The sequence below is a fragment of the Stenotrophomonas sp. C9D9 genome (assembly GCF_056491205.1).
The window spans coordinates 1,038,820-1,064,541 of the sequence record NZ_JBSZIF010000006.1 but is presented as its reverse complement, the minus strand read 5'-3'; the positions used below and the strand labels follow the sequence as shown (position 1 = coordinate 1,064,541).

Below are 25,722 nucleotides of genomic sequence, written 5' to 3'. Positions count from 1 at the left end.
CGGCATTGAGTCGCCAGGATACTGGTTGCGAGGCAGAGGCCTTCTCCACTCGAACGGATGTTGACTGGAGCTTTGGTCGGTGACCAAGCCTCTCCAGATATTGTTACATGCCGAGTTGTTAGCCGCACAATGACGCACTAAGATCAATCGGTATCAAGGACCGATCCCGCCGTTAGGTGCGCTTTGAACTCGGCATTTCGCGGGAACCATGCGCTAGTTCATTAGATGGGTGTGATCTTTCAATCAACACAGGAGGTGTGCTATGGCTCTCTACAAATACGCGAACCGTTTGACCCAGTCGCAGGACGCGGCATTCGATGCAACGCACACGCCGGGTACGGGCGCGCCGCACCCAGGGATATACCGCTGCACATCTTGTGGAGACGAGATTGCAATCGCAGGTGGTCACACACTTCCGCCTCAAAACCATCGGCAGCACAATCCCGCCAACGGGCAGATCAGGTGGCAGCTTCTGGTTTATCCAGTACAGCAGGGCTAGCGAAAAGCCTTTTCTTGGTTTTCCCTTTCGATCCATAGCGGACATTGGGGCAGTCCGGGGTCCAACGCTGGATACGGCTACGTGTCGTTTGCTAGCCGGACTCCGCCGCCCTATTATCGAGTGTTAGCAAGGGGAGATCCGCTAAATGGTGCTTTCTGGGTAATTATTGTATAACCGGACCCTAGAGGGCCGTCTGTTAGGAAGCTAACGCTTATGACAAGAATTGCATTTGCTGAGAGTATTGCTTCAGGCCTTGCAGGCTGGTTCCAGCAGTTGGCCGCACAGAACCTGGAACACCAAGTCGGTGAAGATGCGGCCCGGGTTGAACTTGTTCGAATGATTAGTGCGCAACGAGCCTACGTGCCGGAGACGGCGCAAAGGCCAACCAATTGGCCGGCCACAACAAAAAAGAGAATCGATGTTGCTGTTCTGGGGCGGCGCTCCGGTGCCCAAGGGTGGTATGGAGCCGTAGAGATGAAATGGCCTGGCTCCAACTTTGACGTTAAGCAAATTAGGCAAGCCATAGTCGAAGATGCAGTTAGAGTCGCTTTCGCACAGACAAGCAATCTCTGCGCAAACTTTCTCGTTATTGGTGGAACTTCGGCAGCGATTAAAAAGCTCTTTGACACTCCTCACCCATCGGCAAATAATAAAGAATTAGCGCGACGTGCTTTTTCTTCATTACTCAGTCGTGACTTGATTAAGCCAATTTCCTTCTTGAGCAATTCTGACCTGAATACTCATTTCCCTGACTTTGGCGACCGCGTTCCGCAAGCAACATTCGGCGGTTGGTCGCGTAGGCTAAGGACGGAGCTTGTAACAGTCGCCAAGTCAACCGTTGGAGCAACAGAGAAGGGTGTTGTGTATATATGGCAGTGTAAGCGTTAACAATTCACTTATTCCGAGCTCTCTTCGGGGGGGCATGATGAATGCCTGTGGCATCTGGATTGATTAAGCATCTGGATTGAGTGCTAGGATTTTTCATTGTACATGCTCGTATAGCTACGAGCTCTGGCCGGCACCAAGCCGGCCTCTGGATCAGCTTGTTGGAAACCCATCCACCCTTATATCTAGGCAAAATCCCGCCATCCGATGTGTATGGCTGGACCCCGGAATCCGGCTGTTAGGTAGTTAGAGGCCACACCCACCATGCCAGATACTCCGACTCCAGACTTCGAAGATCCTAAGGAGATGTATGCCTTCTTTGGGCTCGCTGTCTATGGAGCGAATCTCCTTGAGTCGAGCCTAATTAACTGGATGGTCGCTCTGCATCTAGGGGGAATCAATGGCGCAACTCGCCAAGATTTTGACTTTGCGTTCGATCACTTTGAAGCAAAGACACTTGGCCAGCTGTTAGGTGCAACTCGCTCGCTGACAGTAGTTCCGGCAAGCGTGGATTCTGCACTCGCCAATGCGCTGGCTGAGCGCAATCGGCTGATTCACCGCTTCTTCCGGGAGCACGCCGAAAACGCCACTCATCCGGTTGGGCAGAGGATTGTAATAGGCGAGCTGAGCTCCATGATTGAACTCTTTCAACAAGCTGATGCGCTGGTTACTCCAATTTACTTGGCGCTTTGGGAGCGCTTCGGCGTTGACGAGGCGATGATCGAACGAGAGCTAGCGCAGTCACTTCGCGAGACAGAGGCTAAGTACAGTGGACTCTAACAGTTCGTTTAAGACGAAGCTGCTTCGCGGCCTGGGCTAACTCAAGCGCTAGGCCTTGAATCAAACATCAATTCGACTAATACAGCATGGAAATAGTAGGTTTGCTTTTGGGTGTGTTGGGAATTGCGCTGTCGATCTACTATGGCGCCCGCTCAAAGAGGGTGGAGGCCGCCTTCGCTAGGTACGTGACGCTAGACGATGAGGTAAAGCATCTTGAGCAAAAGGCTCGCGGCTTCGCCGAAAAGGTTGAGGCACTAGAGCAGCAGAAAGCTGATGTTTACCGACACTACTACGCGCCTAAATCGAAGGCGTTTGTGCCGGGTGATCGGGTCAAGCTCATGAGGGTTCCAGAGAACCGTTCATGGATCACGGAGCATTCCAAAATCGGCATGACAGGCATCGTGGTCGACTATGGGCCTGGCACTTATGAGTACCTTGTTTACTGGTCGCCCACGGATTACGAGGGACGTCCTATGGACGAGCATAACAATAGGTGGCAGGCGTTCTATGTTAACAAAGAGCAGATCGCGCGGATCGGATAAACGGAGCAAGCCTAAAAATTCTTGCAAACCGACGCTCCTTCGCGTCCCGCTTTAACTCAGGCTCTGAAGTCCGCTTTTGGCCGAAAGCAGACGCGCCAGCGCCAGGGCAACGCGACCATGAGTGAAAGAGTCCGCTCTCGACCCAAATCGGACATCTGCAGGCCTATCGGTGCAAGCCTGTAGTCGTTTGTCAAGGCTGCCGTTGGGTCCGGTTGTAGGCAACCTTGTTGGCCGAACCGAGTCGCATTAAGATTCAGCTACGCCAAGCGAGTAGACCATCACCTGCGTGTTGGCGTCCTATTGTCAGTCTTTGGGTCCGGCTAGAAACATTTGGAAATTTCGAGAAAATTATGACCTACGAAGAGTTTGTCCTTCGCAACCAAAAGATCAGTGAGAGCCTAGACGCGATAGCCAAGCGCACTGCAAACATGGCTTGGGTCGGTACCGGGCATTCAAACAATCCGGAATTTGTTGAGCTGATGAAAGCCCAGGAAGTTCTAATCCTCAAGGCAGAGCAGCTCTTGGATGCGATGACAGCCTCATCCAAGGGCGGGTAATTCATTCAGAACTACGCATTTTTCGAATCGCGTTAGCGCTAGATTTAGCTTTTCAATGGAGGATCGATGAAGCACAAGGGAACCTTTGAAGACCTCAAGACTATGGTTCGTGCAATTGGGCGAGACATTGTTCAAAGCGGGATGTCTGGGACGGCTCACCAAATTAAGACCTCAGATGGGGCAGTCGTCAATTGGTATGAATCGACAGGAACTGTTCAGTTCCAGGGGGGAAGGGAGGCAAAGCAGAAGTTACAAGCAGATCTTTGCAAGTACACTGGCACCGCCCCAAGTACAGCGGCGGAAAGTGCGAGTTTTGCCGTTGCACCACCGGCCTCTGCTCCAGCAGCGAGTAAGGTGTTCATCGTGCATGGACATGATTCGGTTGCCCGCGAGCAGCTTGAGCTTGTCATTCACAAGCTTGGTCTAGATCCATACGTCCTGCAAAATACCGGTGGTGGTGGCCTGACGATCATTGAGGCCCTTGAGGCTGAGATTGGCACGCATGCTGGTTCTGCAAAATTTGGCATTGTTTTACTTACACCTGACGACGTTGGATACGCCAAGGCTGCAGGGGACAAAGAGGCACAACCTCGTGCTCGTCAGAATGTTGTCCTCGAAATGGGTATGTTGATTTCGGCGCTTGGGCGTAGGAATGTTGCCATCTTGAAGAAGCAACACCTTGAAGTTCCTTCCGACGCACAAGGAATTCTTTACATTGCCTTCAATGACCATGTTAAAGAGGTCGTCCCAAAGCTCGTTGACCGGCTACGAAGTGCAGGCTTTGTTCTAAATCCCGAAGCTATTACCCGTGCCTCAAGCTAGCCAATAGCTCTAGTGATCTGGCCGAAGTGATCGCTTAGGTCGAGAGTTCTTGGATGTCTGCTTCTGGCCGGAAGCGGACGCCATTCGATGCGGCGCTCGGCGAAGTCTGCCGTGAGTATGCTCCGGCAAGTAGATCACTCTGGCCTGACCTCCCGGCAAGCCCACTCAGCCAACCCCCGGCAAGCCAGAAACAACCCATCAACAGTTCCCTCATCCAGATGCCGCTCTGGCTCCGCTGCCACCCGGCAGCGGTCAGCCGAATGCAGCACCTCCAGCACCGTTAGCAGCCCGACCAAAGCGCGCTCAGTCCTCGCCAGGCTCACGCGGCGGCCGGGTGACACGTCGTTCTCCGGCCAGGGGTGCCCATCTGCACCCTCGCAGCCCCGCATGCGCTTGAGGATGCCGAGCAGGGAGTTCAGGTCGGGCAGGGGAGTGTCGTCGTTGATGGGCTCAACAACGGTGTACGAAGAGAAAGTGTCGGATTCGTTCATTGCGTCGGCTTCCGTGGCTATGCTTAACAGCGCCACCGCGAAGAGGGTGGCGGACGGTGCGGGTTGCAAACCGGGACGCAGAGGAGTGACCGGCGGGCCCGAAGACCCCCACGCACCGTCCGCCATATAGGCCGACGGATTGCCAGTCGGCACCGCCTCAGGGACGGTGCCGACTGGCAAGCGTATTCACTCTGCGTCTCGGGTTTGCACGCCCGGCCACCCGGTATCGGTGGCGCGCCATGGTGTTTACGCGGGTGCTTCGAATGCCAATAGAAATTCGCGAAGGAATCGCGGAATTCGAGAGCGAAGAACTATTGTTGCACGCACCAATCGTGCAACACGCGACGCCAACAGCCGCATTCGCGCAGCCGCTCTGTTGATAGCGAACCAAGCTGGCGCAATCGCCCACGCTACAAGGGAATTGCGCGACGGCCTTCTTTGCAACAGTTCTTAGTCCGCCTCGCCAAGCAACGGCACGCGATCAGCCGCCCATCCCGAAAAGCGGTTCAAACACGACACCACCAGCGAGCCTCGCGGCTTCAACCAGAGCGATCCTCACCCGCATTCCCCACCAACAACTCAATCATCGCCCGCGCCGCCGCCGACTGCCGCCGATGCGGCGCATAGATCACCGAGAACGGCCGCGATCTCCCCCGCAGCTGCGGCAGCACTTCCACCAGCTGCCCGCGCTGCAACCGCTCGCGCACGATGAACTCATAGCTCTGGCAGATGCCGATGCCCTGTTCGGCCAGCGACACCACGCCCAGCACATCGTCGGAGGTCTCGATGGACGAACGCGGCAGCCAGTCCACGTCGCGCCCGTCGTCGCGGAAGATCCAAGGCGCCAGCCGCCCAGTGCGCGGCATCACGAACGGCAGGCACAGGTGCTGCTGCAGGTCGTCCAGCGTTTGCGGCGTGCCGCAGCGCTGCAGATAGTCCGGCGCAGCCACCAGCAGCAGTGGGGCATCTTCCAGCTTTCGCGCCACCAGCCCGCTGTCCGGCAGCTGGCCCAGGCGGATGGCCAGGTCGAAGCCTTCGGCCACCAGGTCCACGTTGCGGTTGGTGATGTTCAGTTCCACCTGCACCTGCGGGTACTGCTGCGCAAAGCGCGCCAGCACGGGCGGCAGCCGATAGTGGCCATAGGTGGTGGGCACGCTCAGGCGCACGCGGCCGGCCAGCGCGCCGTCCTGGGCCAGTACGTCGCGCTCGGCGTCGTCCAGCAGGCCGAAGGCGGTGCGCACCTGTTCCAGATAAAGCCGCCCGGCGTCGGTCAGGCCCACGCGGCGGGTGGTCCGCTGTAGGAGCTGCCGGCCCAGCCGCGCTTCCAGCCGGGTGACGGCGCGGCTCAGCACCGAGGGCGTGGTGGACAGCGCCACCGCGCCAGCCGTGAACGAGCCGTGCTCCACCACCGCCAGGAATACCTCCACATCGCCTAGGTAGTCGAACTTGCGGCTCATTTGGCTCTCCGGGGAACAGATGTTTTGCGATGTGGCCAATTTATCGCCGTTGGGGCGATGAATAAAGTGGCCGCCATTCCCCGATAGGAGCTACCCCATGAACCTGAAGACCCGGCTGGCCGCAGCGCTGGCCCTGACCCTGGCCGCGACCGGCGCGCATGCCGCCAACGTGCTGGTGGTGCTGTCCGACGAAAACCACCTGGACCTGAAGGACGGCAGGGTGCTGTCCACCGGCTTCTACCTCAACGAGCTGATGCAGCCGGTCAAGCTGCTGCTGGACGCGGGCCACGAGGTGACCTTTGCCACGCCGCAGGGGCGGGCGCCGACGGTGGATGCGTCCTCGGTGACGCCTGCGTACTTCGGCAACGATGCGGCGCAGCTGAAGCTGCACAAGGACCTGCTGGAGAAACTGGCGCTGACCTCGCCGGCCGCTTCGCCGGTGGTCAGCCTGGCGCGCGTCGAGCAGCAGGGCTACGCGCGTTTCGATGCGGTCTACATTCCCGGTGGCCACGCGCCGATGCAGGACCTGCTGAAGAGCCCGGCGCTGGGCCGGCTGCTGGCCGACTTCCACCAGCGCAACAAGACCACCGCGCTGGTCTGCCACGGGCCGATCGCGTTGCTGTCCACGCTGCCGGATGCTGCGGGTTTCGTGGCGAAGCTGGAAGCCGGTGCGATGCCGGCTACGCCGAGGTGGATCTACAGCGGCTACCAGATGACGGTGATCAGCAACCAGGAAGAGGAGCAGGCCAAGCCGCTGCTGGGTGGCGGTGAGATGAAGTTCTACCCGCAGACTGCGTTGGAGCGGGCGGGTGCGACGTTCAGCAGCAACACCACGCCGTGGACCGGGCATGTGGTGGTGGACCGCGAGCTGATTACCGGGCAGAACCCGGCTTCGGCGCTGGAGGTGGGGCAGCGGTTGGTTGAGCGCTTGAAGTAGGGCGGGTTCTGCATCGCATGCGGTGCCATGGCACCATGATGGGCTGGCCTCGTCCTTCCGGGCGGGGCCGTTTTCCCAGGGAAGCCCTCGAACACGACATGCGAACGTCTTTTTTCATTCTCTCCGCCCTGTGCCTTGGCCTGCTGTCTGGTTGCGCCAGTGGCCCGGAGGAGCACGCCTCAAGCCGCGAGATCACGGGTGCGTTCGTGGCCGACGACGGCCAGCTGTACCTGCTGCCGCGCTTTGAAGAGCCGATGCGTTTCAATGCCGCGCCGTTACGCGAGTACCGCGCGCTGATGGACAGCCCGCTGCGCGAGGCGGTGGCCTGCGCGCAGATGTACTTCCATGAGGATTGGCGCGACCCGGCCAACAAGGCCAAGGTGCACGGCAGCTATGCGCTGCTGCTGCGGCCGGAGCAGGTGACGGCGGAACAGGCCGCGCAGTTCAAGCTGGAGCGGATTGAGGTGCTCCCGCGCGAGGCGAAGTATGTGGATGAGCGTGCGCGCTACTACCTGCCGCAGGATCGGAGCCGTTATGCGCTGGCGTTTGATCGGGCCTGCAATCTATCAAAGAAGGGCGGCAGCTATTACAGTGCGCTGTTCGAGGGCGATGGCGAGCGGGTGAAGTTGCCGGATGCTGCTGCGTTGGCGGAGAAGGGGAAGCTGGCACAGCCGATCAGTGCGCGGGCGCAACGGATCCTGCCGGAGCGGGAGGACAAGCCGGGTGTTGGGACGGCGGCCGGGAAGGTGCTGGGCGCGGCGTTGATTCCTGTGGCGGTTCCGGTGTTTGTGTTGAGCCTGCCGTTTTTGGGGCCGGATCATTGGAAGTGAAAAGGCGTTGAGGGAGAGCCATCCACGCTGACGTGGATCTACTTGGGTATCGCCTGAAAGTTCATCCTGGAGATCTGTGTGCCCAGCACGCTGGAAACTGCTTTGAAGGCCGTAGGCTTCATTGTCCTCGCGGCACTTCCGTTGGTGATCCTCTGGGTCACCCTTCGGCGAATGTCAGCAACTGCTCGCTCGTCCGTGACAACGGGGCTGCGTTTGGATCCCCCTCGCCGGATCTCCGGTACATCGATGACCTTGGTAATGGTGGATGGCAAAGAGGATCGGGAGCACTACTTCTTTGACGCGGCGTCCTTTTACCTGCGGCGTGGGCCGGTGCCTACGGCGGTTCCGCTTTCGCAGATCACCTCAGTCACACGAACGTCTGACAGGATCTACGGGCGCTATGTCTGGCAGGTGTGCTTCAGCAAAGCATCGGGCCGAAAATGCGTGACGTTCACCAACAACCTGACGCTGTTCAACCGCGATTTCCTGCTCTTTCTGGAGGCGGTGCGAAAGGCCAACCCACTGGCGACCGTCGATCAGGCGAGTCTGTTCTTCTGATCCTGCGACAATATCGGCAGCGCCGATGGGTAGACAGAGGGGCCAGGATGGCGGGTTGTTGTGAATGATCTCGCACGTGTCTCACCCACTCAGCCCATGCTGGCGGCGCGGATCTGGATATCCTGCTGCACGCGCTGATCTTCCAGTTGCTGCTCAAGCTGGTTGGCGATGGCGCGCTGCTGCGCTTCGCGGCTGACGGCGTCGAACTGCTGCATGGATTCTTCCACCGTGGTCTGCGCAGCCAGTTCGGTCGGCATCGCGGCGCGCTGGTGGGCGGGATCGCTGGGCTCGCCCTGGACCACGAACAGGGTGTGACCGGCCGGTTTGTCTGCCGTGGCGTTACTCAGCAGCACGTGGTCGACGCGGTCGAGGTCATTGTCCTTTGCCAGCACCAGCAAACTGGCAGTCATGCGCTCGCTGGCTTCGTCGAACGTACGGCCGTGCTTTGCATCCAACGTGGCTACGCCTTCGCGCACCTGCTGGTAGAGGGCATGATCGGGATGCTCGGGCTGGGTAGGCAGCAGGGGCGCGGGCGGCGCTTCGGGCTCTTGCTGGGCCGTTACGCTTGGGGGCGGTGCTATCGGTGCTATCGGCGCTTCCGCTGGAGGTGGCGTGTAGGGAGGCTCGTGCTCAGAGTCCTTGGGCGCGGCGTCTGTTACCAGCGCGGGTGCAGCGGGCTCGGCTGCTGCAAGGTTGGCTGGAACGTCTGACTCAAGCTGGATTGGCTCAGGCGTTGCTTCGGCCTCTTGGAGGCGAGCAGTAACTGGCGCGGCGTCAGCCACTTCGGCCTGGATCGACGGGGCGGGGGAGTGGGCGTGAGTCGCAACGGGCTCCTGCGCAGGAGCGGGATGCCCGACATCCGACGTAGGTAATGCACTCACTTCTGGCTGTGCGGGAGATCGCTCAGCGGAGGGAATGCCGGGTGACGGCAGAGGGGCAGCCGGCATCGGGTGCGCAGGAGGATTTGCCTCGGTATGTGCTTGCCGCTCGCTTGACTCTTTCGATGCCGGCGGCGTTGCGACTGCGGTCGGCTCCGGCCGTGGCGCTTCGCGGCGAGCCGGTTCCTCTACGGGTTCCGCACGATCCGATGGCATTGGCGCTGCAGGCGTAGGGGAGCGATGTTCCTGCGCCAGAGGCGGCGCGCTGGGCGACAGTACCGCCTGCCCATCGGTGCGTGCATCGATCACCGCTTGCGGGGTCAGGCGCTCTTCGGCGTGCTCGCCGCGAACCTCAGCCACGGCAGCGGCGGCCACCTGCTGCGCCTGCGGTGCAGCGACACCCAGTCGATTGGCTTCCTGCATGGCCTGGTCGTGGGCATCGCGCTCATTGACGGTCAGTGCCTCGATACGACGCTCGTGGGCACTGGGTACGGGCGCCTCCATTTGTTGAATGGCGCGAATCTGTGGGTAGGTGCTGTTCAACTCGTCGCGGACGTTGCCCTCGGGCAGTGAATCGTAGATCCAGCCGTCATGCAGCCACTCGCCATCGCCTTGGCGCTGATATGTGCGTCCATCGGATGCCAGTACGTGATCGGGATGGTCTTGGGCCCAGATCACTTCGTCCGGAATCGCTCCATATCGAGACCAGCCCTGTGCGATGTAGGCCTGTTCGTACTGCTTGGCGAAGGCGGCTGAGCTTCGGGCGGCGTTGAAGGCCATGATGCCCTGTGCGGCTTCATCAAGCTGGGCAGCCTTGGTGGCGTCGGCCACTTCTACTGTGGTGTTCTTGATGCCGTGCTCGAGGACCTGATGGACGACCTCGCGCCGCCATTCGCCATTCTCTGGGTTGCGCTCCCAGGAACGCGGAAGGGCGCTGGGTGTATCGCTGGCGTCGCCGGCAATGCTGAAGGGATTGATAGGTTGATCAGGCTCGGACAGCCGCAGCCCGACGGCCCGGCTTGAGGCCTGGTAGTTCAGTTGCTGGGTCAATTCGGCATCGGCCGTGAGCAACGTGGTTGCGCCGTAGATCGGGCGATCGGCCAGAGTGCCGACGGTGCCTATGATCTCCCGCTCGCTGTGTGTCCAGCCCTTTTCAGGGTTCGCCGGATCAAACGTCCAGATCTTGCCGGTGCTGTCGGCCTGGTTGTTGATCTGGTACTTCTCGATCCAATCAACGACCTCGCTGGCTCCCCAGGCGCCAAACCCTGCACCGATGATGCCGGTGACAATGGCGCCAGGGCCGGACTCGATGCCCAGCAGCGTACCGACCTTGGCGCCCACCGCCGCGCCGGTCCAGCCGCCGACACTGCGTGCACCGAAGTCCAGCAGCGCGGATTCCGCGCCCGTCCGGTTGTCGCGCGCGTACAGGTCGGCAATCTTTGTTCCTTCCGTGGCGGCTTCAAGGACCGTCGCTGCGGCGCCACCGATGACGGCACCCCGCACCATGTTTGGACGCACGCGGATGGTGTGGTCGATGCCGCGGGCTTCCTGGATGTTGGGCGTTATGCCTTCAACAACCTTGAGCGTTGCGCGCTCATCGAGAACGGCTGCCGCGGTTGGTGGGCTGACCTTTGTGTTGTGGGGCAGGGTATCCCCAAGCTCGGCGTGCCAGCGGCCTTGTGCGCGCCAGCCATCGCGCAATGATTGGGTGATTCGAGGGTCTTTCAGTCGAGCTTCGCGTTCGGCTTCCAGCGCTGCGCCCGGTAGGCGGGTATCGCTATGGCTGTCATAAACCTGAGCGCCTTCGCGACTGTAGAGTCGAATCTGGATGCCGGTCTCGGCCTGGACTTTGTCCAGATTTCCGGGCAAGGCTTCGTAAACGTGTTTGCGCACGTCTTCGGGGACGTAGCGGCCGAAGCCTTCGTCGTCCAGCTTGTCAGTAAACCTTCGGTCGACACCAAGCTCGCTTTCCAACCGATGTGCGACAACTCCCCGAATCTCCACTTCGTAGCCCTTGGCCTGGAGATTCTTGATCAGATTAACTGCGGCGTCGCCATTTCCTAGTGTCGTATCGAGGATGAGATTCCTGTGGCCCTCGACTGCCAGGGATCGCAGCTCTTTGGCCCATTGGCTGGCATCGCTGTGAGTATGCCCTGACCAGGTGTATGGGTGCTGCTGGACAAGCTGCGGAGCGTCACGGTGCATCTCCCGCAGCGCGTCGGGATCGATGGGAATGGCATCACCAGCAAGCTCTCGAATCGCAGCACCGGCAACCCCGCTCTTACCTGCGCCTGGCTGTCCAGCGAGTACAATTGCCTTGGGGTGCTCCTGAGGAGTGGTACTGTCCAGACCACTATGGGGAAGCACCTTGTCCGCAAACACCTGCGCATGCGCCTGGGGCGCGAGGCTCCAATCGGCTGAACTCAACGCTCTAGCTCCTGAAAATAGGAATACATCGACTCATCTCCTATCCATTGGCTTTGTAGGCGCGCCCTAAGCATTAACCGTTCTTTTTCAAGTGCATTGGCAATATCCTGGGGATTCCCAGCCGCTTCGGCAGCGGCAAGCTCACTCCGTGCCTCCATGATGAACGTTCCGAGCCTGCCTTCCAATGCAGAGATCGCGTCGTCGAACGGCATTAAAGGAATCTGTCGTGATCGTTCGGCTGATCGATTCAGTACTTCCTGCAGTCGTTCGATATGTTCCGGATAGTCCTTGAGCATTTCCCGGAGTTTGGCTGGAACGGGCGGAGAGGAAAGGGTCAAGATTGTCACCTTTTGGGCAGATCCACGTAGATTCGAGAATATCCCCACATGCCTTGGTGGGTCCAATGCTATTTGCGACAACGTATAGGCAAATGGGTTGTGTCGATTTGGCCCACGAGTCAGATCATTGGGTCGCCATTCCTCGTGGGCTGGAGGAATGCACGGCATTGCGCATGCATAATCCCAATGGGGCGAATGGATGCCCGCAAACAGGAAGGAAGCCTGCGCCATGACGAACATGCCCACCCAGCTCACGACTGACTTCGATGCGGTGCTCGACCGTGGTGACATTGCGGCGGCGCGGCGGCTGCTCGCTCCGCCTCTTGCGCGTGGCTGTGCCGAAGCGTTGTTCCTTTCTTCTTCGATACCTGCTGGCAAGGACGACGCACACGCCGAGGCGGACAGCTTGGCGACCCTCAAGCGAGCCGCAGAGAAGGGTTACATCCCGGCCATCTACTCGATGGGGCTATGCCTGCTGATGGGTGACGGCGTTGAGCAGGACGTCACGCGGGCGGCCGCGCATTTTGAGCGGGCATCGGAGGCCGGGTATCCGTCGGCCATGTACGAGTTTGGCCTGGCGCTGTTCCATGGCAAGGGTGTGGCCAGGGACGTGCCACGTGCGGTGTACCTGATCCGCGCTTCGGCGCAGGGTGGGAATGAGTACGCCAGGGAGTTCCTGTTGGCGTATTCATTGGGCGTGGACGCGTAGAACGTGGGTGCGGGGGCCGGTGACGTTACACTGGCTGCCTACGCCCGATGGGAGCTTGCCCATGTTCAGTGGAAAGGTTGCGGTGGTCACTGGCTCCACCAGCGGTATCGGTCTTGGCATCGCCACGGCGCTGGCGCGGCAGGGTGCCGACATCGTGCTGAATGGCTTTGGCGATGCGGCGGAGATTGAACGCCTCCGTTCCCGGTTGGAAGCCGAGTTCGGCGTGCGGGTGGCGCATGATGGCGCAGACCTGTCCCGGGGCGAGGCAGTGCGCGGAATGATCGCCCACGCCGTTTCGACGATGGGGCGCATCGACATCCTGGTGAACAACGCGGGTATCCAGCACACCGCGTCGATCGACGAGTTTCCCGTAGAGAAGTGGGATGCGATCCTGGCGCTGAATCTCTCGGCGGTGTTCCATGCGACGGCGGCGGCCTTGCCCCATATGAAGCAGCAGGGCGCCGGCCGCATCATCAACATCGCGTCGGTGCATGGGCTGGTGGGTTCGGTGAACAAGTCGGCCTATGTGGCGGCCAAGCACGGCGTGGTGGGGTTCACCAAGGTGACCGCGCTGGAGAACGCGGGCACCGGCATCACCGCCAATGCGATCTGCCCGGGCTGGGTGCGGACCGCGCTGGTCGAGCAGCAGATCACTGCGTTGGCCGAGCGCGAGGGTACGGATCAAGAGACCGCCGCGCGCGCGCTGCTGGCTGAGAAACAGCCCTCGCTGCAGTTCGTGACGCCCGAGCAACTGGGCGAGATGGTGGTGTTCCTGGCCTCGGATGCTGCGGCCCAGATCACCGGCGCGGCGCTGCCGGTGGATGGGGGCTGGACGGCCCGCTAATTGGCGGGTTGCGCGCGCCGCTGCAGCATCGGCAGCGCGACCAGCGTGGCGAGAATGGTGAACAGCACCAGCGACGAGCCCACCGTGCCGAAGCCGAGGCCGCCCTTTTCCAGCGGCTTGGTGAGCAGGTCGCCGAAGGTGGCACCGAACGGGCGGGTGAGCACGAAGGCGATCCAGAACAGGATGACCCGGTTGATGCCTTTGATGCGGGTGGCCAGCGCGGTGAGCGCGATGAGGCTGCCGATCAGTAGCGCGCCGCCGGTGAAGCCCAGCCCGGAATCGTCAGCGAGGAAATCGCCCAAGGCGGTGCCGAGCGTGTTGGAGAACAGCACGGCGGTCCAGTAGAAGCCTTCGGCGCGGCGCGATGCGATGTTGCTGACCGAGATCGACTTTTCAGACAGGCGCCAGGCCAGCAGCACCAGCGCCAGGCAGCCGGCGAGCAGGCTGGCGCCAGTGGCGTAGCCCAGCCCCAGCGTGCGGTCGATCAGGTCGGACATCGTCGTGCCGGCGGTGCTGGTGGCCAGCACTACCGACCAGAACAGCACCGGATGGAAGCGCCGCGCGGACAATTGCACGGCCAGCAGGACGGCGAACATCGCCAGCAGGATGGCCGAGCTGACCACGTAGCCCAGGTTGAGCGTCATCGACAGCAGGTCGCCCGCGGTCTCGCCGAGGGTGGTGGCGGCGATCTTCATCACCCAGAAGCCGAGGGTAACCGCCGCCACTTTGCTGTGCAGGGAATCTGCGTCTGAAGCACTCATCGAACGTCGCCTAGGGAGCCTGCGGGTGATGCTGTGGCGGGCGGCGTCGGAGTGCGGTCGGAAACGGGTTCGGCGAGGGTGAGTGTGGGGCTGACATTCAGCCCGCGCTGGCGGGGGCCGAAAGGCGAGCCAGCAGGGCATCCCAGTGGGCAACGAAGCAGCCGTTGTGGCCGCGGTTGCACTCGGTGATCCATGCGTCCAGCGACTCGCTCTGCGCGCGGTAGGCACTGACATCGCCCAGCACGGCGAAGCACAGGCGGTAGTTCACCAGCATCTGCAGCCACTGACCGGCCATGCCGGAGCGCAGTTCGAAGAAGTCCGGCGATAGGCGCTGCACCGGCACGGCAATCCACTCGGCCTGGTGCCCGAGGGCGTCGCCGACCAGATCACGCAGGCCGTTGCCGTCCAGTGCGGGGCCCTGCGTCTCGGTGCGCAGGATACGGGTGGTGCCGATGTACTCAATGGAATCATTCATGCTGGAGGCTCTGCAGTCGACGCAGCCGGGCGAGGATGTCTTCGCGCAGGCCGGGGATGTAGTGGTAGGCGTCTGCCAGCAGGGTGACGTCCGCCGTCGGGACGAGCCGTTTCATGCGTTCGGCGGCGGCAGGGGTGTCGATGAGGGCATCACGCGCGCCCATGACAAGGGCTGCCGGTGGATGCAACGTAGCCAAGCGCTCGTCGCTGATGCGGGGAATGCGCAGCGGACGTGGCCGGACCTCGGCACGGATCAATGCCAGCAGGTCGAGCAGCGGCTGCGCACGTGCAGGTGCATGCAGTGGCGCGGGGCCCATGACCGCACGGCGCAGGCGCTCGCGCCCCCATCGGCCAAGCAGCAACAATGGGAGCGCCTTGAGCAGGAATGCACGCTGGCGCCCGATACCCGAGGGGCTGACCAGGACCAGTGCGTTGACCCGGGCAGGCCTTCGCAACGCGTAATCCATTGCCAGGAAACCGCCGAACGACAGGCCCACGAATGCAGCGCTTTGCACGCCGAGTGCGTCGAGGACATCATCCAGCCATTGCGCATGCGCATCGCTGTCCAGCGCTGGTTGCGTGCCTTCGCTGAGACCTGGTTCGCCAATGATGTCGACGGCATGCACGCGGTAGTACTCGCTCCAACGTGCGGCATCGAACATCCAGCTGGCGGCATTGCTGAGGGTGCCATGCAGCAGCACCAGGGCAGGGCCGTGTTCGGAGCCGCAGCTGACCACAAATGTCGAACCGGCGCGGGTGGCGAGATGGTGCGATTCGTGTGGTACCGGCCAGTCCGAAAGCACCTGGCGGTAGGCGGCAAGTACGCGCTGCGTGGGAATGCCGGGGCGCTGCCGCTTCATGCGCTGTGGTCCTGCAGCAGACGCTGCAGGCTGACCAGCAGCGCCGTGGAACCTGCCAGGCCACCGATCACGATCAGCTTGAGCACATCGTGCTCAGGCGAATAGATCGTCTCCATGCGCAGCGGCTCATCGTCGGCCTCGCGGCCGGTGACGCGCGCATGCAGGGCACGGACCAAGTCGGCGGCACGTGCCGCACCGCATCCGGGAATATCCACTACCGTGGTCAGCTGTGGGCGCGCAGCGGAGGGCTCACGCACGGTGCCGGTGAACACGTCGAGGTCTTCAGCGGTGATGCGATAGGACTTACCGATGCGGGTCGCGCGCAGTTGGCCGCTACGGATATGCCGCAGGACGGTTTTGGGGTGCAGGCTGAGCTGCTGGGCAGCCTGTTCGACAGTTAGCAACGCGGGGGACATATCGGAACTCGAGAACCATGTGCTCCCTATTGTTCCATGAAATGCAATTTGTGGGAGCGATTTGGTATTGTGCGGCGGCGGCGACCGGGGGGCCATCTGCCCGGTGCCGCTCGCGCGGGCCAACCATCCCGACGACTACGCTGGCTTCGCAAACACATCCAAGCCCTTGCCCGTCTCCAGCAGCGACTTCAGGCTGGAAAGCACGATCGGCCAGCCCTGGCGGATGCCGGTATCCATGCCGCTGCCCGGTTCCAGTTCGTCGTGGGTGACGGTCAGGCGCACCATGTCCTGGTAGGGCACGATATCGAAGGTGACGCGGCTGTAGGCGTCCGGGTTCTCGGCCTGCGAGGCGGCGGCCCAGGTGATGACCAGCCGCGAGGGTGGAGTGCTTTCCACCACTTCTCCCACCAGTTCGACCGAGCGTGTTTCGTTGGCACGTACATGCTGCCAGCGCGAGCCGGGTTTCCAGTCCGAGACGTTTTCGTGGCCCCAGTAACGGCTGGCGATCTCGGGGCGGGTGATGGCCTCGAACACCTTCTGCGGGGTGGAAGCGATGTAGATCACGTGGATGAAGCGGGTGGACTCTGCGGACATCGTCATTCTCCTTCCAGTTCTCGTTTCAGGTCATGCAGCAGGCTCAGGCGCTGCTGCTCGAACTTGCGTACCCAGCGCTCGTAGACTTCATGCAGGGGCACCGGGTTGATGAAGTGCAGCTTCTCGCGGCCACGGCGCACGGTGCTGATCAGATTGGCGTCTTCCAGCAGGCCCAGGTGCTGGGTGACCGATTGCCGGGCCATGTCCAGGTGGTCGCACAGCTGGCCCAGGGTCTGGCCGTTGTGCTCGCAGAGCAGGTCCAGCAGCGTCCGGCGCGTGGGATCGGCCAGTGCCTTGAAGACCTTGTCTGCGTCGCGCACGTTGTCTACCGCCATGGGGATGTCTTCAGTTCCAGTTGTCGATCCTGACGTCGTGTGGATTGGGCTGGCCCTTGCCGGTTTCCAGCAGGGCCTTCAGGCTCATCAGGAACACCGCCCACTTGGTGCTGCAGTGGGAGGTGAACTCGACGCGCTCTTTCCAGCCCTCGTGGGTGAACAGGACGATGCAATAGTCGCCCTCCTGCTTCAGCACGAAGCGCGCGTGGGTGCCGATCCATTCGGCGGGACCGGCGAGGAACCGCCAGAGCACGAGCTCGCCTGGAATGAGCTGTTCCAGCTTCATTTCCATCGCGCCGATTTCCTGGCCGTTGTTCGTGAAGCGCGCCTTGACCGTGCCGCCGACCTCGCGGTCGCCCTGGGTGTCTTCGGCCCACCAGGCGGCGACGCCTTGGGGGGTTGCCAGGGCCTGGTACACCTGGCTTGCGGGGGCCTTGATGCCGACCCTGTGTGCGATATCCACCACTGCGGGTTCCTCGCGATGGGCCGGCAGGCGCCGCCCTTGATTGGACTATATGCAGGTAAATACCTGCATGGCAAATCCGGTGAACGGTGGACTGGATCAATACACTGGGCACCTGCCAGGCATGGCCTGGCACTACTGGATCTACGGAACGTCAGGGAGTGCATGCATGACTGAAGCTGGAAAGGACATCTTGAACATCCACCGTGCCAGCGAGGCCGATGCCCCCGCGGTGCTGGCGCTGTTCGATGAGGTAATCGAATGGTTCGTGTCGATCGGCAACCTGCAGCAATGGGGCAGTGAGCCGTGGTCGATGATGCCGCGCCGGATCACCCAGGTGACCGAAGCCTGCGCGCTGCCCGGTGCATGGGTTGCCCGGAACGAGCACGGCGTGGTGCGCGCATTCCTGGCGCTGGGCGAGTCGATGCCCTATGTGCCTGCGCCCACCGGCCCGGAACTGTATGTGCGGGTACTGGTGGCATCGCGTGACGTGCGCGTGCGTGGCATCGGCCGGCGCCTGATGGCCTTTGCCGATGAGCAGGCGCGCGCTGCCGGGCTCGACCATCTGCGCGTGGACTGCTACGGCGGTGGCAACGGTGATCTGGTGCGCTTCTATGAGTCCTGCGGCTATACGCGCATCGCGCCTTTCAACGTGGATGGCTGGCCGGGCATGCTGCTGGGGCGACAGCTCTGAAGTGGCTGCGTCATTCGGTCGCAGCGTGCGTGCAGGAAACGGTACATCGGTTCGGCGCTAGAGTAGGGCCATGACCTGCATCGGATGGCTGTGTCATTCCACTGCGGGTTCCTGATGACCCCCTCCAGGAAGGAGCAACGCATGTACTACAGCAGTGGCAACTACGAAGCCTTCGCGCGTCCGCGCAAGCCCGCCGGTGTCGACGGCAAGCGCGCATGGTTCGTCGGTTCGGGCCTGGCCTCGCTGGCCGGCGCCGCGTTCCTGGTGCGCGATGGCCGCATGGCCGGTGAGCACATCACTGTCCTTGAGCAGCAGCAGATAGCCGGCGGCGCGCTGGATGGCCTGAAGGTGCCGGAAAAGGGCTTCGTGATCCGCGGCGGCCGCGAGATGGAAGACCATTTCGAGTGCCTGTGGGATCTGTTCCGCTCGATTCCGTCGCTGGAGATTGAAGATGCCAGCGTGCTGGACGAGTTCTACTGGTTGAACAAGGACGACCCGAACTACTCCCTGCAGCGCGCCACGATCAATCGCGGCGAGGATGCGCACACCGACGGCCTGTTCACCCTGACCGAGCAGGCGCAGAAGGACATCATCGCGCTGTTCCTGGCCACCCGGCAGGAGATGGAGAACAAGCGCATCGACGAGGTGCTGGGCCGTGATTTCCTGGACAGCAACTTCTGGCTGTACTGGCGCACCATGTTCGCGTTCGAGGAGTGGCATTCGGCGTTGGAGATGAAGCTGTACCTGCATCGCTTCATCCACCACATCGGTGGCCTGCCGGATTTCTCGGCGCTGAAGTTCACCAAGTACAACCAGTACGAATCGCTGGTGCTGCCGCTGGTGAAGTGGTTGCAGGACCAGGGCGTGGTGTTCCAGTACGGGACCGAGGTGACCGATGTCGACTTCGATCTGGCGGCCGGCCGCAAGCAGGCCACGCGCATCCACTGGACGCGTGACGGTGTAGCCGGTGACGTGGATCTGGGCGCGGATGACCTTGTGTTCATGACGATCGGTTCGTTGACCGAGAACTCGGACAATGGCGATCACCACACGGCTGCGCGATTGAATGAGGGGCCGGCGCCTGCCTGGGACCTGTGGCGTCGCATTGCTGCCAGGGATCCAGCGTTCGGGCGCCCGGACGTGTTCGGTGCGCACATTCCGCAGACCAAGTGGGAGTCGGCGACGGTCACCACGCTGGATGCACGCATTCCGGCCTACATCCAGAAGATCGCCAAGCGCGACCCGTTCAGTGGCAGGGTGGTGACCGGCGGCATCGTCAGCGTGCGCGATTCGCGCTGGCTGATGAGTTGGACAGTGAACCGCCAGCCGCATTTCAAGAATCAGCCCAAGGACCAGATCGTGGTCTGGGTGTACTCACTGTTCGTCGATACGCCTGGCGATTACGTAAAGAAGCCGATGCAGGACTGCACCGGCGAGGAGATCACCCGCGAGTGGCTGTATCACCTCGGCGTGCCGGTGGAAGAAATCGATGAACTGGCGGCGACCGGCGCGAAGACGGTGCCGGTGATGATGCCGTACATCACCGCGTTCTTCATGCCGCGCCAGGCCGGTGACCGCCCGGACGTGGTGCCGGAGGGGGCGGTGAACTTCGCCTTCATCGGCCAGTTTGCCGAATCGAAGCAGCGCGACTGCATCTTCACCACCGAGTATTCGGTGCGCACACCGATGGAAGCGGTGTACACCCTGCTGGGGATCGAACGCGGCGTGCCGGAGGTGTTCAATTCCACCTATGACGTGCGCTCGTTGCTGGCGGCGACCGGTCGCCTGCGCGATGGCAAGGAGCTGGATATTCCTGGCCCGGCGTTCCTGCGCAACCTGCTGATGAACAATCTGGACAAGACCCAGATCGGTGGCCTGCTTCGCGAGTTCAAGCTGGTGCAGGAGGACTGAGCGGGTGGAATGAAGGCAGTTGATGAAGACATCAGCTGCCTCCGGGCCTCAAACCGCGCCGTCGGTCGAACGGCTCAGATGTTCCCAGGTATCGATGCTGCCGGCCATCGACGCCAGCTTCGCCCGTACCAGCTGCAGTGCATCACTGCCCAGCAGCAGGTGGCTGGGCGGCGCGTCGCTGTCGATGACCTGCAGCATGGCCTGCGCAGCCTTCACCGGATCACCGAGCTGGTGGCCGCTCTTTGCCTCACGCGCGCTGCGGATGGGATCGAACAGCGCGTCGTAGTCTTCAATGCTGCGCGGTGCCCGCGCCATCGAACGGCCTGCCCAGTCGGTGCGGAAGGAGCCCGGCGCGACGGCGGTGACATGGATACCGAACGGCGCAACCTCCTTGCCAAGCACTTCGCTGATGCCTTCCAGTGCAAACTTGCTGCCGCAGTACCAGGCGATACCGGGCATCGTGATGAAGCCGCCCATGGAGGTGATGTTGAGGATGTGGCCACGGCGGCGCGCGCGCATGTGCGGCAGCACGGCCTTGATCAGCGCGGCCGGGCCGAACACGTTCACCTCGAACTGGTGCCGCAGCTCGGCCAGCGTCGATTCTTCGAGGATGCCTTCGTGTCCGTAGCCTGCGTTGTTGACGAGCACGTCGATGCTGCCAACGTTGGTTTCGATATCGGTGACGAGCGCATTGATGGCATCGGCATCGGTGACGTCCAGCAGGCGGCCGAATGCGCGGCCGGGCGCCAGCGTTTCGAACGCCTGGCGGTCGGATTCGTTGCGCACGGTGCCGACTACGCGATGGCCGGCCAGCAGTGCCTGCTGGGCGAGGGCACGGCCGAAGCCGCTGCTGACGCCGGTGATGAGGAGAAGGCGGAACGGGGACATGGGGAGGCGCTCATGGTGGACAGGGCTTGCACGTTAGTGCTTGAACGGTGCCCACCACAGGCCTAGGATTCGGCCATTCTTGCCTATTTCTCTGGGGTGCCTGTGCCGGTGGTCGATTCCCTGCGACGGCAGATGCAGGCGCGCATGGTCGGCCTGCTGCAGACTTTGGCGGTGGAGGAGGGCTATACGCTCACGCCGCTGCCGGGGGTGCGGCTGCTGCGCTCCGACCGGCCTCTGGCACGCACGCCGGTGCTGTATGACCCCGGCATCGTGATCGTCTGCCAGGGCGTGAAGCGCGGCTACCTGGGCGAGCAGGTCTACCAGTACGACGCGCAGCACTACCTGGCAGTTTCGGTGCCGGTCCCGTTCACGATGGAAACCGATGCTTCTGCAGAGGCGCCGCTGCTGGCGATCTACCTGCATCTGGATCTGCAGTTGGCGGCAGACCTGCTGATTGAACTGGGGGAACAGGTGGACACATCGGAGGCACCGGCACAGAGCATGATGTCCAGCCCGATGCAGGCGCCGATGCAGGCCACGGTGCTACGCCTGCTGGAGGCACTGGCTGACCCGTTGGAGGCTGCCGTGCTCGGGCCGGCGTTGGTGCGTGAGGTGTACTTCCGCGTGCTGACCGGGGCACAGGGCGGCGCGATGCGCGAGGCGCTGGCCATGCGCGGCCGCTTCGGCAGCATCGGCAGGGTGCTGCGTACGATCCACGCCTCATATGCCACTGCGTTGGACGTGGGCCGGCTGGCGGCCGAGGCGGGCATGAGCGTGGCGACCTTCCACGACCACTTCCGCGCGATTACCGGTACGTCGCCGATGCAGTACGTGAAGTCCACCCGCCTGCACCAGGCGCGGCTGCTGATGCTGCGGCAGGCGATGACCGCCGAGGCTGCATCGCTGGCGGTGGGGTATGCCAGCCCGTCCCAGTTCAACCGCGAGTTCAAGCGTCTGTTCGCGTTGCCGCCGGCGGCCGAGGTGGCGCGGATGCGGCGGAGTTTTGCGCTGCCACCGCCACCAGCGGATGCGCTGTACGTGTCTTCGCATTGAGTGGCCGCCGGGGTTTCCCCGGCGTTCTCGACATGCCGGCCAGCGGCCGGCACTACCAGGGAATCTGAGTGGTTGACAGGAGGCCTACCTACTAGTAGGTTAAGACTCATGAAAGAGTCGCTCTCGCCAAAGGCCCAGGAGATCCTGGCGCATGCCCGATCGCTGCTGGAAGCCGGTGGTTACAACGGTTTCAGCTATGCCGACGTGTCGGCACGGGTGAACATCAGCAAGGCCAGCATCCATCACCATTTCCCCAGCAAGGCGGACCTGGTGCGCACGGTGGTTGAGCTTTACCGAGCCGAGGCGCGCGAAGGCCTGGCGCTGCTGGACCGGCAGCTGGATGACCCGCTGCAGGAGCTCAACGCCTATGTGGATTACTGGTCCAGCTGCATCGCAGGTGGCACGTCGTCGTTCTGCATCTGCGCGATGTTGGCCGCCGAAGCGCCGATGATTCCGGCAGAGATCGCCGAGGAAGTGCGCGGCCATTTCGAGGACCTGAGCGGCTGGCTGGCGGTGACCCTGGAGAAGGGCGCTGCCATGGGTCAACTGCAGTTGCAGGGTTCGGCTGTAGACGAGGCCAAGGCGTTCATGTCGTCGGTGCACGGTGCGATGCTGGCGGCCCGTGGTTTGGGTGATGCGGCGACGTTCTCGGCGCTGGCGCGGTTGGCGATCGCGCGCGTGAGTGCGACCGCCTGAGGTGATGTGTACTGGCCTGCGGCAGCGCGGGCCTTCTTTTTGCCCTCAATGCCTGCCTACTAGTAGGTTTATTTCATCAATGGAGATTTCCATGGCACATCCCCTTTCCCTTCTCGGAGCGATCCATACCGCCATCAGCCTGGCGCCGATCCTGGCCGGCCTGTACGGCTTCATCCGCCACCGGGCAATCGATCCCGGCACGCGCTCGGGCAAGGTTTATCTGATTGGCCTGGTGCTGTCGGTGGCGACCTCGTTCACCGTCTCCAGCACAGGCGGGCTCAATCCAGGCCATGCCTTCGGCGTGATCGTGCTGCTGGTGGCGTTCGGCGGTGTTCTGGCGGCACGCCTACGCTGGCTGGGACGCTCGGCGCGCTATCTGTCGACGTTCGCGCTGTCCTTCAGTTTCCTGCTGTCGCTGGTGCCGGGTGTGAACGAAACGCTGACCCGCTTGCCGGTGGGCCACCCTGTTGCCGCCGCACCGCTGGCGTCCGTGATACAGCAGACGCTGCTGGGGTGTGCGGTGGTGTTTGCGATCGGCTTTCTGGCGCAGTGCTGGATGATTCATGAGCGCAGCGTACGCGCGCGTGGTTGACAGCGCCGCCGCCGGGCGTCAGTCAGCCAGCACGGTGTCGGCGCCTTCGCCGTAGGTGGCGCGGGCGCTGCCACATCGCGCGTGGGCCGCAGCATTGGCCGGCAGGCCGGTGGCTTTGATGCCGCGCCGCGAATCGCCGTCAAACACCTCGGCGTAGCGCTCTGCGGCCATCGCATCATCGGGCAGCACGTACAGCAGAACGCGCTGCAAGGTTGATTGACCCTGCAGTGGCTGCGGTTGCCGGAAGGTGGGCACCTGCACGCGCGCGCTGTGCCATTGCGTGGGCGCAGCGACGGTCTGCCAGCGCACCTGCAGCGGCAGGTCGAGCGACATCAGCGCGACACCGGCAGGAAAGCCGTAGGCGGTGCAATCGACGGGCGCGACCGGGATGCTCGCAATGGCCCTGTCGCCGATATCCAGTGCGGTGCCATTGACTTCCATCCGCACGATCGGCGCGCTGCCGTAGTTGTGGATCTTGAACAGCACCAGGCCTTCGAAGCGGCTGCGCTCCAGCTCGTCGGCGGTGAGACCGCTGAGACGTGCCAGCGTGGGTGCGACCTCCACATGATCGCTGTAGTGGTAATAGAGGTGCACGAGCTCTGGTGTGCCCGTGCGGCGCCATCCGGTGTTGAACGGCGTGGTGTCCGGATACGCCTGGCGGACCAGTGGCACATCGGTGACGGCGCGATCTCCGGACGGCGTGGCGTAGCGGTAGTGGTCAACGGAGCGCTTCAGGCGTGCGTCTTCGTACGGGAACGCGCGGTCTGCGTCGGACTGCGTGTTGGGGTAGCGGTGGAAGGCCATGAAGCGCTCGGGCGTGTCGCCCTGCATGGGCAGATCCGGGCCAGCGCCGGAGCCGGTGGACGCGTACGGTGAGGTGTCCAGCCACAGGGGGTGCCCGCTGAGGTTGATATGCATCTCCGCGATGGGCGCACGCGAGCCACCTGCAACGCTGTCCCAACTGCGTTGCAGGGAGAGCCACACGGGGACGATGAGCAGGGCCGCGGTGGTCGGCGCGAACATCAACGCGTGTACACGGCCGGGCATGCGCCCGCGCTGCCGCACCATGTAGCGCAGCCACACCAGCAGCAGGACCAGCAGCAGCGGGAGGCCGACCCAGATCGCGACGGTGGCCAGCGCCACGACGCCCCAGCCCAGGTTGGGGGTAGCCACCGCGATCAGCGAGAGCGTGGCGATCAGCGCGGCCAGCAGCAGCGACACGCCGATGCCAACGCGGTAATTCCGGTACGAGCTGTTGGTCATCACCGTTCCATCGGCAGTGTGGGGCATGCCCCTATAGTGCAGCGGTGGTGATGGCGTGGAAAGTCGGGAACGAGGGCGCTCAGCAGCCAACCAGGCGGTCGACACCGATGCCATTGCGATGCTGGCTGCGGTATTCGGTCGGGCTGGCGTCGGCCTGGCTGCGGAAATGCCGACGGAATGATTCCTGAGAACCAAAACCGGCCTGCTCGGCAATCCACTGCAAGGGCCGGTCGGTGGTTTCCAGCAGCTCACGGGCGAAGGCCACGCGCTCGCGGATCAGCCAGTCGATGGGTGACAGGCCGGTCGCTTCCAGGAACTGCCGTTGCAGGGTGCGCTGGCTGAGTGCGGCCTGCTCGGCGAGGCTGCCAAGCGAGTGTGGTTCGCGCAGGTTGCGGCGCATCCATTCCATCAGTTTTGCCAGGCGCGAGGGCTCGCCATGGGGAATGGCGCGGCTGACACGCTGGCTGCGTCCGGCATCACGCCAGGGTGCCAACACCAGTCGTTCGGCCACCAGGTTGGCCACGCGTGCGCCGTAATCCTTGCGCACCATGTGCAGCATCATGTCCATGCCGGTGGCCGAGCCGGCCGAAGTGATGATGCTGCCGGTGTCCACGTACAGCACGTCCTCGCGCACGTCGATGCGCGGGAACTCGCGCGCGAGCGCTTCGGTGAGGCGCCAGTGGGTGGTGGCCTGGCGGCCATCGAGCAGGCCGGCCCAGGCCAGCACGAAGGCACCGGAGCAGATCGAGGCGATGCGCGCGCCACGAGCGTGGGCGCGGATGAGTGCATCGAGCAGGGCCTGCGGTGGACGTTCGCTGGGTTCGCGCCAACCGGGGATGACGATGATGTCGGCGTCATCGACGCTACCGAGATCGTAGGGCAGCTGCACCTGGGTGCTGCCGAGCATGCGCAGTGCGCCGGGCTCGCCTGCGCACAGCTGGGTGCGGTACCAGGCGACGCCCAGCTCGGGCCTTATCGGCGCGAACAGGCCCACCGCACAGCCGAACTCGAACAGCCCCTGGCCGTGGCAGGCAACGATGGCGACGAGCGGCGCGGTGGGATCGGCGGGTGGGCTGGGCATGGCTTGATGCTACGGCGGCGGTGCGGGGCGCTGAGTGGTGCGCGGGCATGAGGTGATGCTGGGAGGGCATATGGAGGCTGGGGTCGG

General features: G+C 62.8%; 29 protein-coding genes. 15 read left to right on the top strand and 14 right to left on the bottom strand.

Translation table 11 applies throughout. The features are described from left to right. Positions 1 to 712 precede the first annotated feature (712 nt). From ACXI0D_RS20500 to ACXI0D_RS20480, 5 genes are all read left to right on the top strand, one after another. Positions 713 to 1,387 carry a hypothetical protein gene (locus ACXI0D_RS20500; RefSeq protein WP_479643083.1) on the top strand — a complete coding sequence of 225 codons (675 nt, stop codon included), beginning with the start codon at positions 713 to 715 and terminating at the stop codon, positions 1,385 to 1,387. Between the two features lie 303 nt (positions 1,388 to 1,690). Then, entirely contained in the window at positions 1,691 to 2,164 is a 474-nt protein-coding gene (locus ACXI0D_RS20495) for a hypothetical protein (RefSeq protein WP_479643082.1), read from the top strand. A gap of 86 nt (positions 2,165 to 2,250) precedes the next feature. Beyond that, on the top strand, positions 2,251 to 2,706 hold the full coding sequence (locus ACXI0D_RS20490) for a hypothetical protein (RefSeq protein ID WP_479643081.1): 456 nt from the start codon (positions 2,251 to 2,253) through the stop codon (positions 2,704 to 2,706). 350 nt (positions 2,707 to 3,056) lie between these two features. Then, the gene (locus ACXI0D_RS20485) at positions 3,057 to 3,263 is read left to right on the top strand and encodes a hypothetical protein (RefSeq protein ID WP_479643080.1); all 207 of its coding nucleotides are present in this window, start codon (positions 3,057 to 3,059) and stop codon (positions 3,261 to 3,263) included. Between the two features lie 66 nt (positions 3,264 to 3,329). Beyond that, positions 3,330 to 4,085, top strand: coding sequence for a TIR domain-containing protein (locus ACXI0D_RS20480; RefSeq protein ID WP_479643079.1), 756 nt, complete (start codon positions 3,330 to 3,332; stop codon positions 4,083 to 4,085). A gap of 134 nt (positions 4,086 to 4,219) precedes the next feature. Here ACXI0D_RS20480 and ACXI0D_RS20475 read toward each other — a convergent pair whose 3' ends face one another. Together ACXI0D_RS20475 and ACXI0D_RS20470 are read right to left on the bottom strand one after the other, a co-directional pair. Further along, positions 4,220 to 4,576: a hypothetical protein gene (locus tag ACXI0D_RS20475; protein WP_479643078.1), complete on the bottom strand. Its 357-nt coding sequence runs from the start codon at positions 4,574 to 4,576 to the stop codon at positions 4,220 to 4,222. A gap of 539 nt (positions 4,577 to 5,115) precedes the next feature. Next, entirely contained in the window at positions 5,116 to 6,033 is a 918-nt protein-coding gene (locus ACXI0D_RS20470) for a LysR family transcriptional regulator (protein WP_479643077.1), read from the bottom strand. A 97-nt stretch (positions 6,034 to 6,130) separates the two neighbouring features. On the opposite strand from ACXI0D_RS20470, the gene ACXI0D_RS20465 reads away from it, so the two are divergent. From ACXI0D_RS20465 to ACXI0D_RS20455, 3 genes are all read left to right on the top strand, one after another. Further along, entirely contained in the window at positions 6,131 to 6,970 is an 840-nt protein-coding gene (locus ACXI0D_RS20465; protein ID WP_479643076.1) for a type 1 glutamine amidotransferase domain-containing protein, read from the top strand. A gap of 98 nt (positions 6,971 to 7,068) precedes the next feature. Next, positions 7,069 to 7,800, top strand: coding sequence for a hypothetical protein (locus ACXI0D_RS20460; RefSeq protein ID WP_479643113.1), 732 nt, complete (start codon positions 7,069 to 7,071; stop codon positions 7,798 to 7,800). Between the two features lie 78 nt (positions 7,801 to 7,878). Further along, positions 7,879 to 8,358: a hypothetical protein gene (locus ACXI0D_RS20455; protein WP_479643075.1), complete on the top strand. Its 480-nt coding sequence runs from the start codon at positions 7,879 to 7,881 to the stop codon at positions 8,356 to 8,358. 89 nt (positions 8,359 to 8,447) lie between these two features. Here ACXI0D_RS20455 and ACXI0D_RS20450 read toward each other — a convergent pair whose 3' ends face one another. Together ACXI0D_RS20450 and ACXI0D_RS20445 are read right to left on the bottom strand one after the other, a co-directional pair. Continuing rightward, positions 8,448 to 11,663, bottom strand: a complete 3,216-nt coding sequence (locus ACXI0D_RS20450; RefSeq protein ID WP_479643074.1) for a zeta toxin family protein — start codon at positions 11,661 to 11,663, stop codon at positions 8,448 to 8,450. Then, the gene (locus ACXI0D_RS20445; protein ID WP_143572903.1) at positions 11,660 to 12,001 is read right to left on the bottom strand and encodes a hypothetical protein; all 342 of its coding nucleotides are present in this window, start codon (positions 11,999 to 12,001) and stop codon (positions 11,660 to 11,662) included. Before ACXI0D_RS20445 ends, ACXI0D_RS20450 begins: the two co-directional genes overlap by 4 nt. Before the next feature lie 229 nt (positions 12,002 to 12,230). On the opposite strand from ACXI0D_RS20445, the gene ACXI0D_RS20440 reads away from it, so the two are divergent. Together ACXI0D_RS20440 and ACXI0D_RS20435 are read left to right on the top strand one after the other, a co-directional pair. After that, complete coding sequence (locus ACXI0D_RS20440) at positions 12,231 to 12,710, top strand: tetratricopeptide repeat protein (RefSeq protein WP_158297993.1); 480 nt, start codon at positions 12,231 to 12,233, stop codon at positions 12,708 to 12,710. Positions 12,711 to 12,771: 61 nt separating this feature from the next. Then, positions 12,772 to 13,554 (top strand): 3-hydroxybutyrate dehydrogenase, encoded by a 783-nt coding sequence (locus ACXI0D_RS20435; RefSeq protein WP_479643112.1) that lies wholly within the window; start codon positions 12,772 to 12,774, stop codon positions 13,552 to 13,554. On the opposite strand, the gene ACXI0D_RS20430 is transcribed toward ACXI0D_RS20435, so the two are convergent. From ACXI0D_RS20430 to ACXI0D_RS20400, 7 genes are all read right to left on the bottom strand, one after another. Continuing rightward, on the bottom strand, positions 13,551 to 14,315 hold the full coding sequence (locus ACXI0D_RS20430; RefSeq protein ID WP_479643073.1) for a COG4705 family protein: 765 nt from the start codon (positions 14,313 to 14,315) through the stop codon (positions 13,551 to 13,553). The genes ACXI0D_RS20435 and ACXI0D_RS20430 overlap by 4 nt on opposite strands. Positions 14,316 to 14,412: 97 nt before the next feature. Then, complete coding sequence (locus tag ACXI0D_RS20425; protein ID WP_119007846.1) at positions 14,413 to 14,790, bottom strand: DUF4180 domain-containing protein; 378 nt, start codon at positions 14,788 to 14,790, stop codon at positions 14,413 to 14,415. Beyond that, complete coding sequence (locus tag ACXI0D_RS20420) at positions 14,783 to 15,649, bottom strand: alpha/beta fold hydrolase (protein WP_049445790.1); 867 nt, start codon at positions 15,647 to 15,649, stop codon at positions 14,783 to 14,785. The genes ACXI0D_RS20425 and ACXI0D_RS20420 overlap by 8 nt, the downstream gene beginning before the upstream one ends. Continuing rightward, positions 15,646 to 16,065 (bottom strand): helix-turn-helix domain-containing protein, encoded by a 420-nt coding sequence (locus ACXI0D_RS20415; RefSeq protein ID WP_049445792.1) that lies wholly within the window; start codon positions 16,063 to 16,065, stop codon positions 15,646 to 15,648. Before ACXI0D_RS20415 ends, ACXI0D_RS20420 begins: the two co-directional genes overlap by 4 nt. A gap of 135 nt (positions 16,066 to 16,200) precedes the next feature. Beyond that, positions 16,201 to 16,659, bottom strand: a complete 459-nt coding sequence (locus tag ACXI0D_RS20410; protein WP_101765334.1) for an SRPBCC family protein — start codon at positions 16,657 to 16,659, stop codon at positions 16,201 to 16,203. Positions 16,660 to 16,661: 2 nt separating this feature from the next. Beyond that, positions 16,662 to 16,994, bottom strand: a complete 333-nt coding sequence (locus tag ACXI0D_RS20405) for an ArsR/SmtB family transcription factor (RefSeq protein ID WP_049445795.1) — start codon at positions 16,992 to 16,994, stop codon at positions 16,662 to 16,664. 10 nt (positions 16,995 to 17,004) lie between these two features. After that, positions 17,005 to 17,460: an SRPBCC family protein gene (locus ACXI0D_RS20400; RefSeq protein ID WP_479643072.1), complete on the bottom strand. Its 456-nt coding sequence runs from the start codon at positions 17,458 to 17,460 to the stop codon at positions 17,005 to 17,007. A gap of 166 nt (positions 17,461 to 17,626) precedes the next feature. Between ACXI0D_RS20400 and ACXI0D_RS20395 the strand changes: the two genes are divergently transcribed. Together ACXI0D_RS20395 and ACXI0D_RS20390 are read left to right on the top strand one after the other, a co-directional pair. After that, a complete protein-coding gene (locus ACXI0D_RS20395) occupies positions 17,627 to 18,151 on the top strand; it encodes a GNAT family N-acetyltransferase (protein WP_101765336.1) in 525 nt (174 codons plus the stop codon). A 141-nt stretch (positions 18,152 to 18,292) separates the two neighbouring features. Next, on the top strand, positions 18,293 to 20,062 hold the full coding sequence (locus ACXI0D_RS20390) for an oleate hydratase (RefSeq protein WP_479643071.1): 1,770 nt from the start codon (positions 18,293 to 18,295) through the stop codon (positions 20,060 to 20,062). Between the two features lie 48 nt (positions 20,063 to 20,110). Here the strand turns inward: ACXI0D_RS20390 and ACXI0D_RS20385 are convergent, their stop codons facing one another. Continuing rightward, positions 20,111 to 20,950, bottom strand: coding sequence for an oxidoreductase (locus ACXI0D_RS20385; RefSeq protein WP_458220249.1), 840 nt, complete (start codon positions 20,948 to 20,950; stop codon positions 20,111 to 20,113). 108 nt (positions 20,951 to 21,058) lie between these two features. Between ACXI0D_RS20385 and ACXI0D_RS20380 the strand changes: the two genes are divergently transcribed. The 3 genes from ACXI0D_RS20380 to ACXI0D_RS20370 all read left to right on the top strand — a co-directional run bounded on the left by ACXI0D_RS20380 (position 21,059) and on the right by ACXI0D_RS20370 (position 23,291). Beyond that, a complete protein-coding gene (locus ACXI0D_RS20380; protein ID WP_101766397.1) occupies positions 21,059 to 22,003 on the top strand; it encodes an AraC family transcriptional regulator in 945 nt (314 codons plus the stop codon). Between the two features lie 108 nt (positions 22,004 to 22,111). After that, a complete protein-coding gene (locus tag ACXI0D_RS20375; RefSeq protein ID WP_119007853.1) occupies positions 22,112 to 22,699 on the top strand; it encodes a TetR/AcrR family transcriptional regulator in 588 nt (195 codons plus the stop codon). Between the two features lie 91 nt (positions 22,700 to 22,790). Further along, complete coding sequence (locus ACXI0D_RS20370) at positions 22,791 to 23,291, top strand: hypothetical protein (protein WP_479643111.1); 501 nt, start codon at positions 22,791 to 22,793, stop codon at positions 23,289 to 23,291. 18 nt (positions 23,292 to 23,309) lie between these two features. On the opposite strand, the gene ACXI0D_RS20365 is transcribed toward ACXI0D_RS20370, so the two are convergent. Both ACXI0D_RS20365 and ftrA read right to left on the bottom strand, forming a co-directional pair. After that, entirely contained in the window at positions 23,310 to 24,554 is a 1,245-nt protein-coding gene (locus ACXI0D_RS20365) for a hypothetical protein (protein ID WP_119007855.1), read from the bottom strand. Positions 24,555 to 24,633: 79 nt separating this feature from the next. Beyond that, positions 24,634 to 25,635 carry a transcriptional regulator FtrA gene (ftrA, locus tag ACXI0D_RS20360; protein WP_119007856.1) on the bottom strand — a complete coding sequence of 334 codons (1,002 nt, stop codon included), beginning with the start codon at positions 25,633 to 25,635 and terminating at the stop codon, positions 24,634 to 24,636. Positions 25,636 to 25,722: the final 87 nt, after the last annotated feature.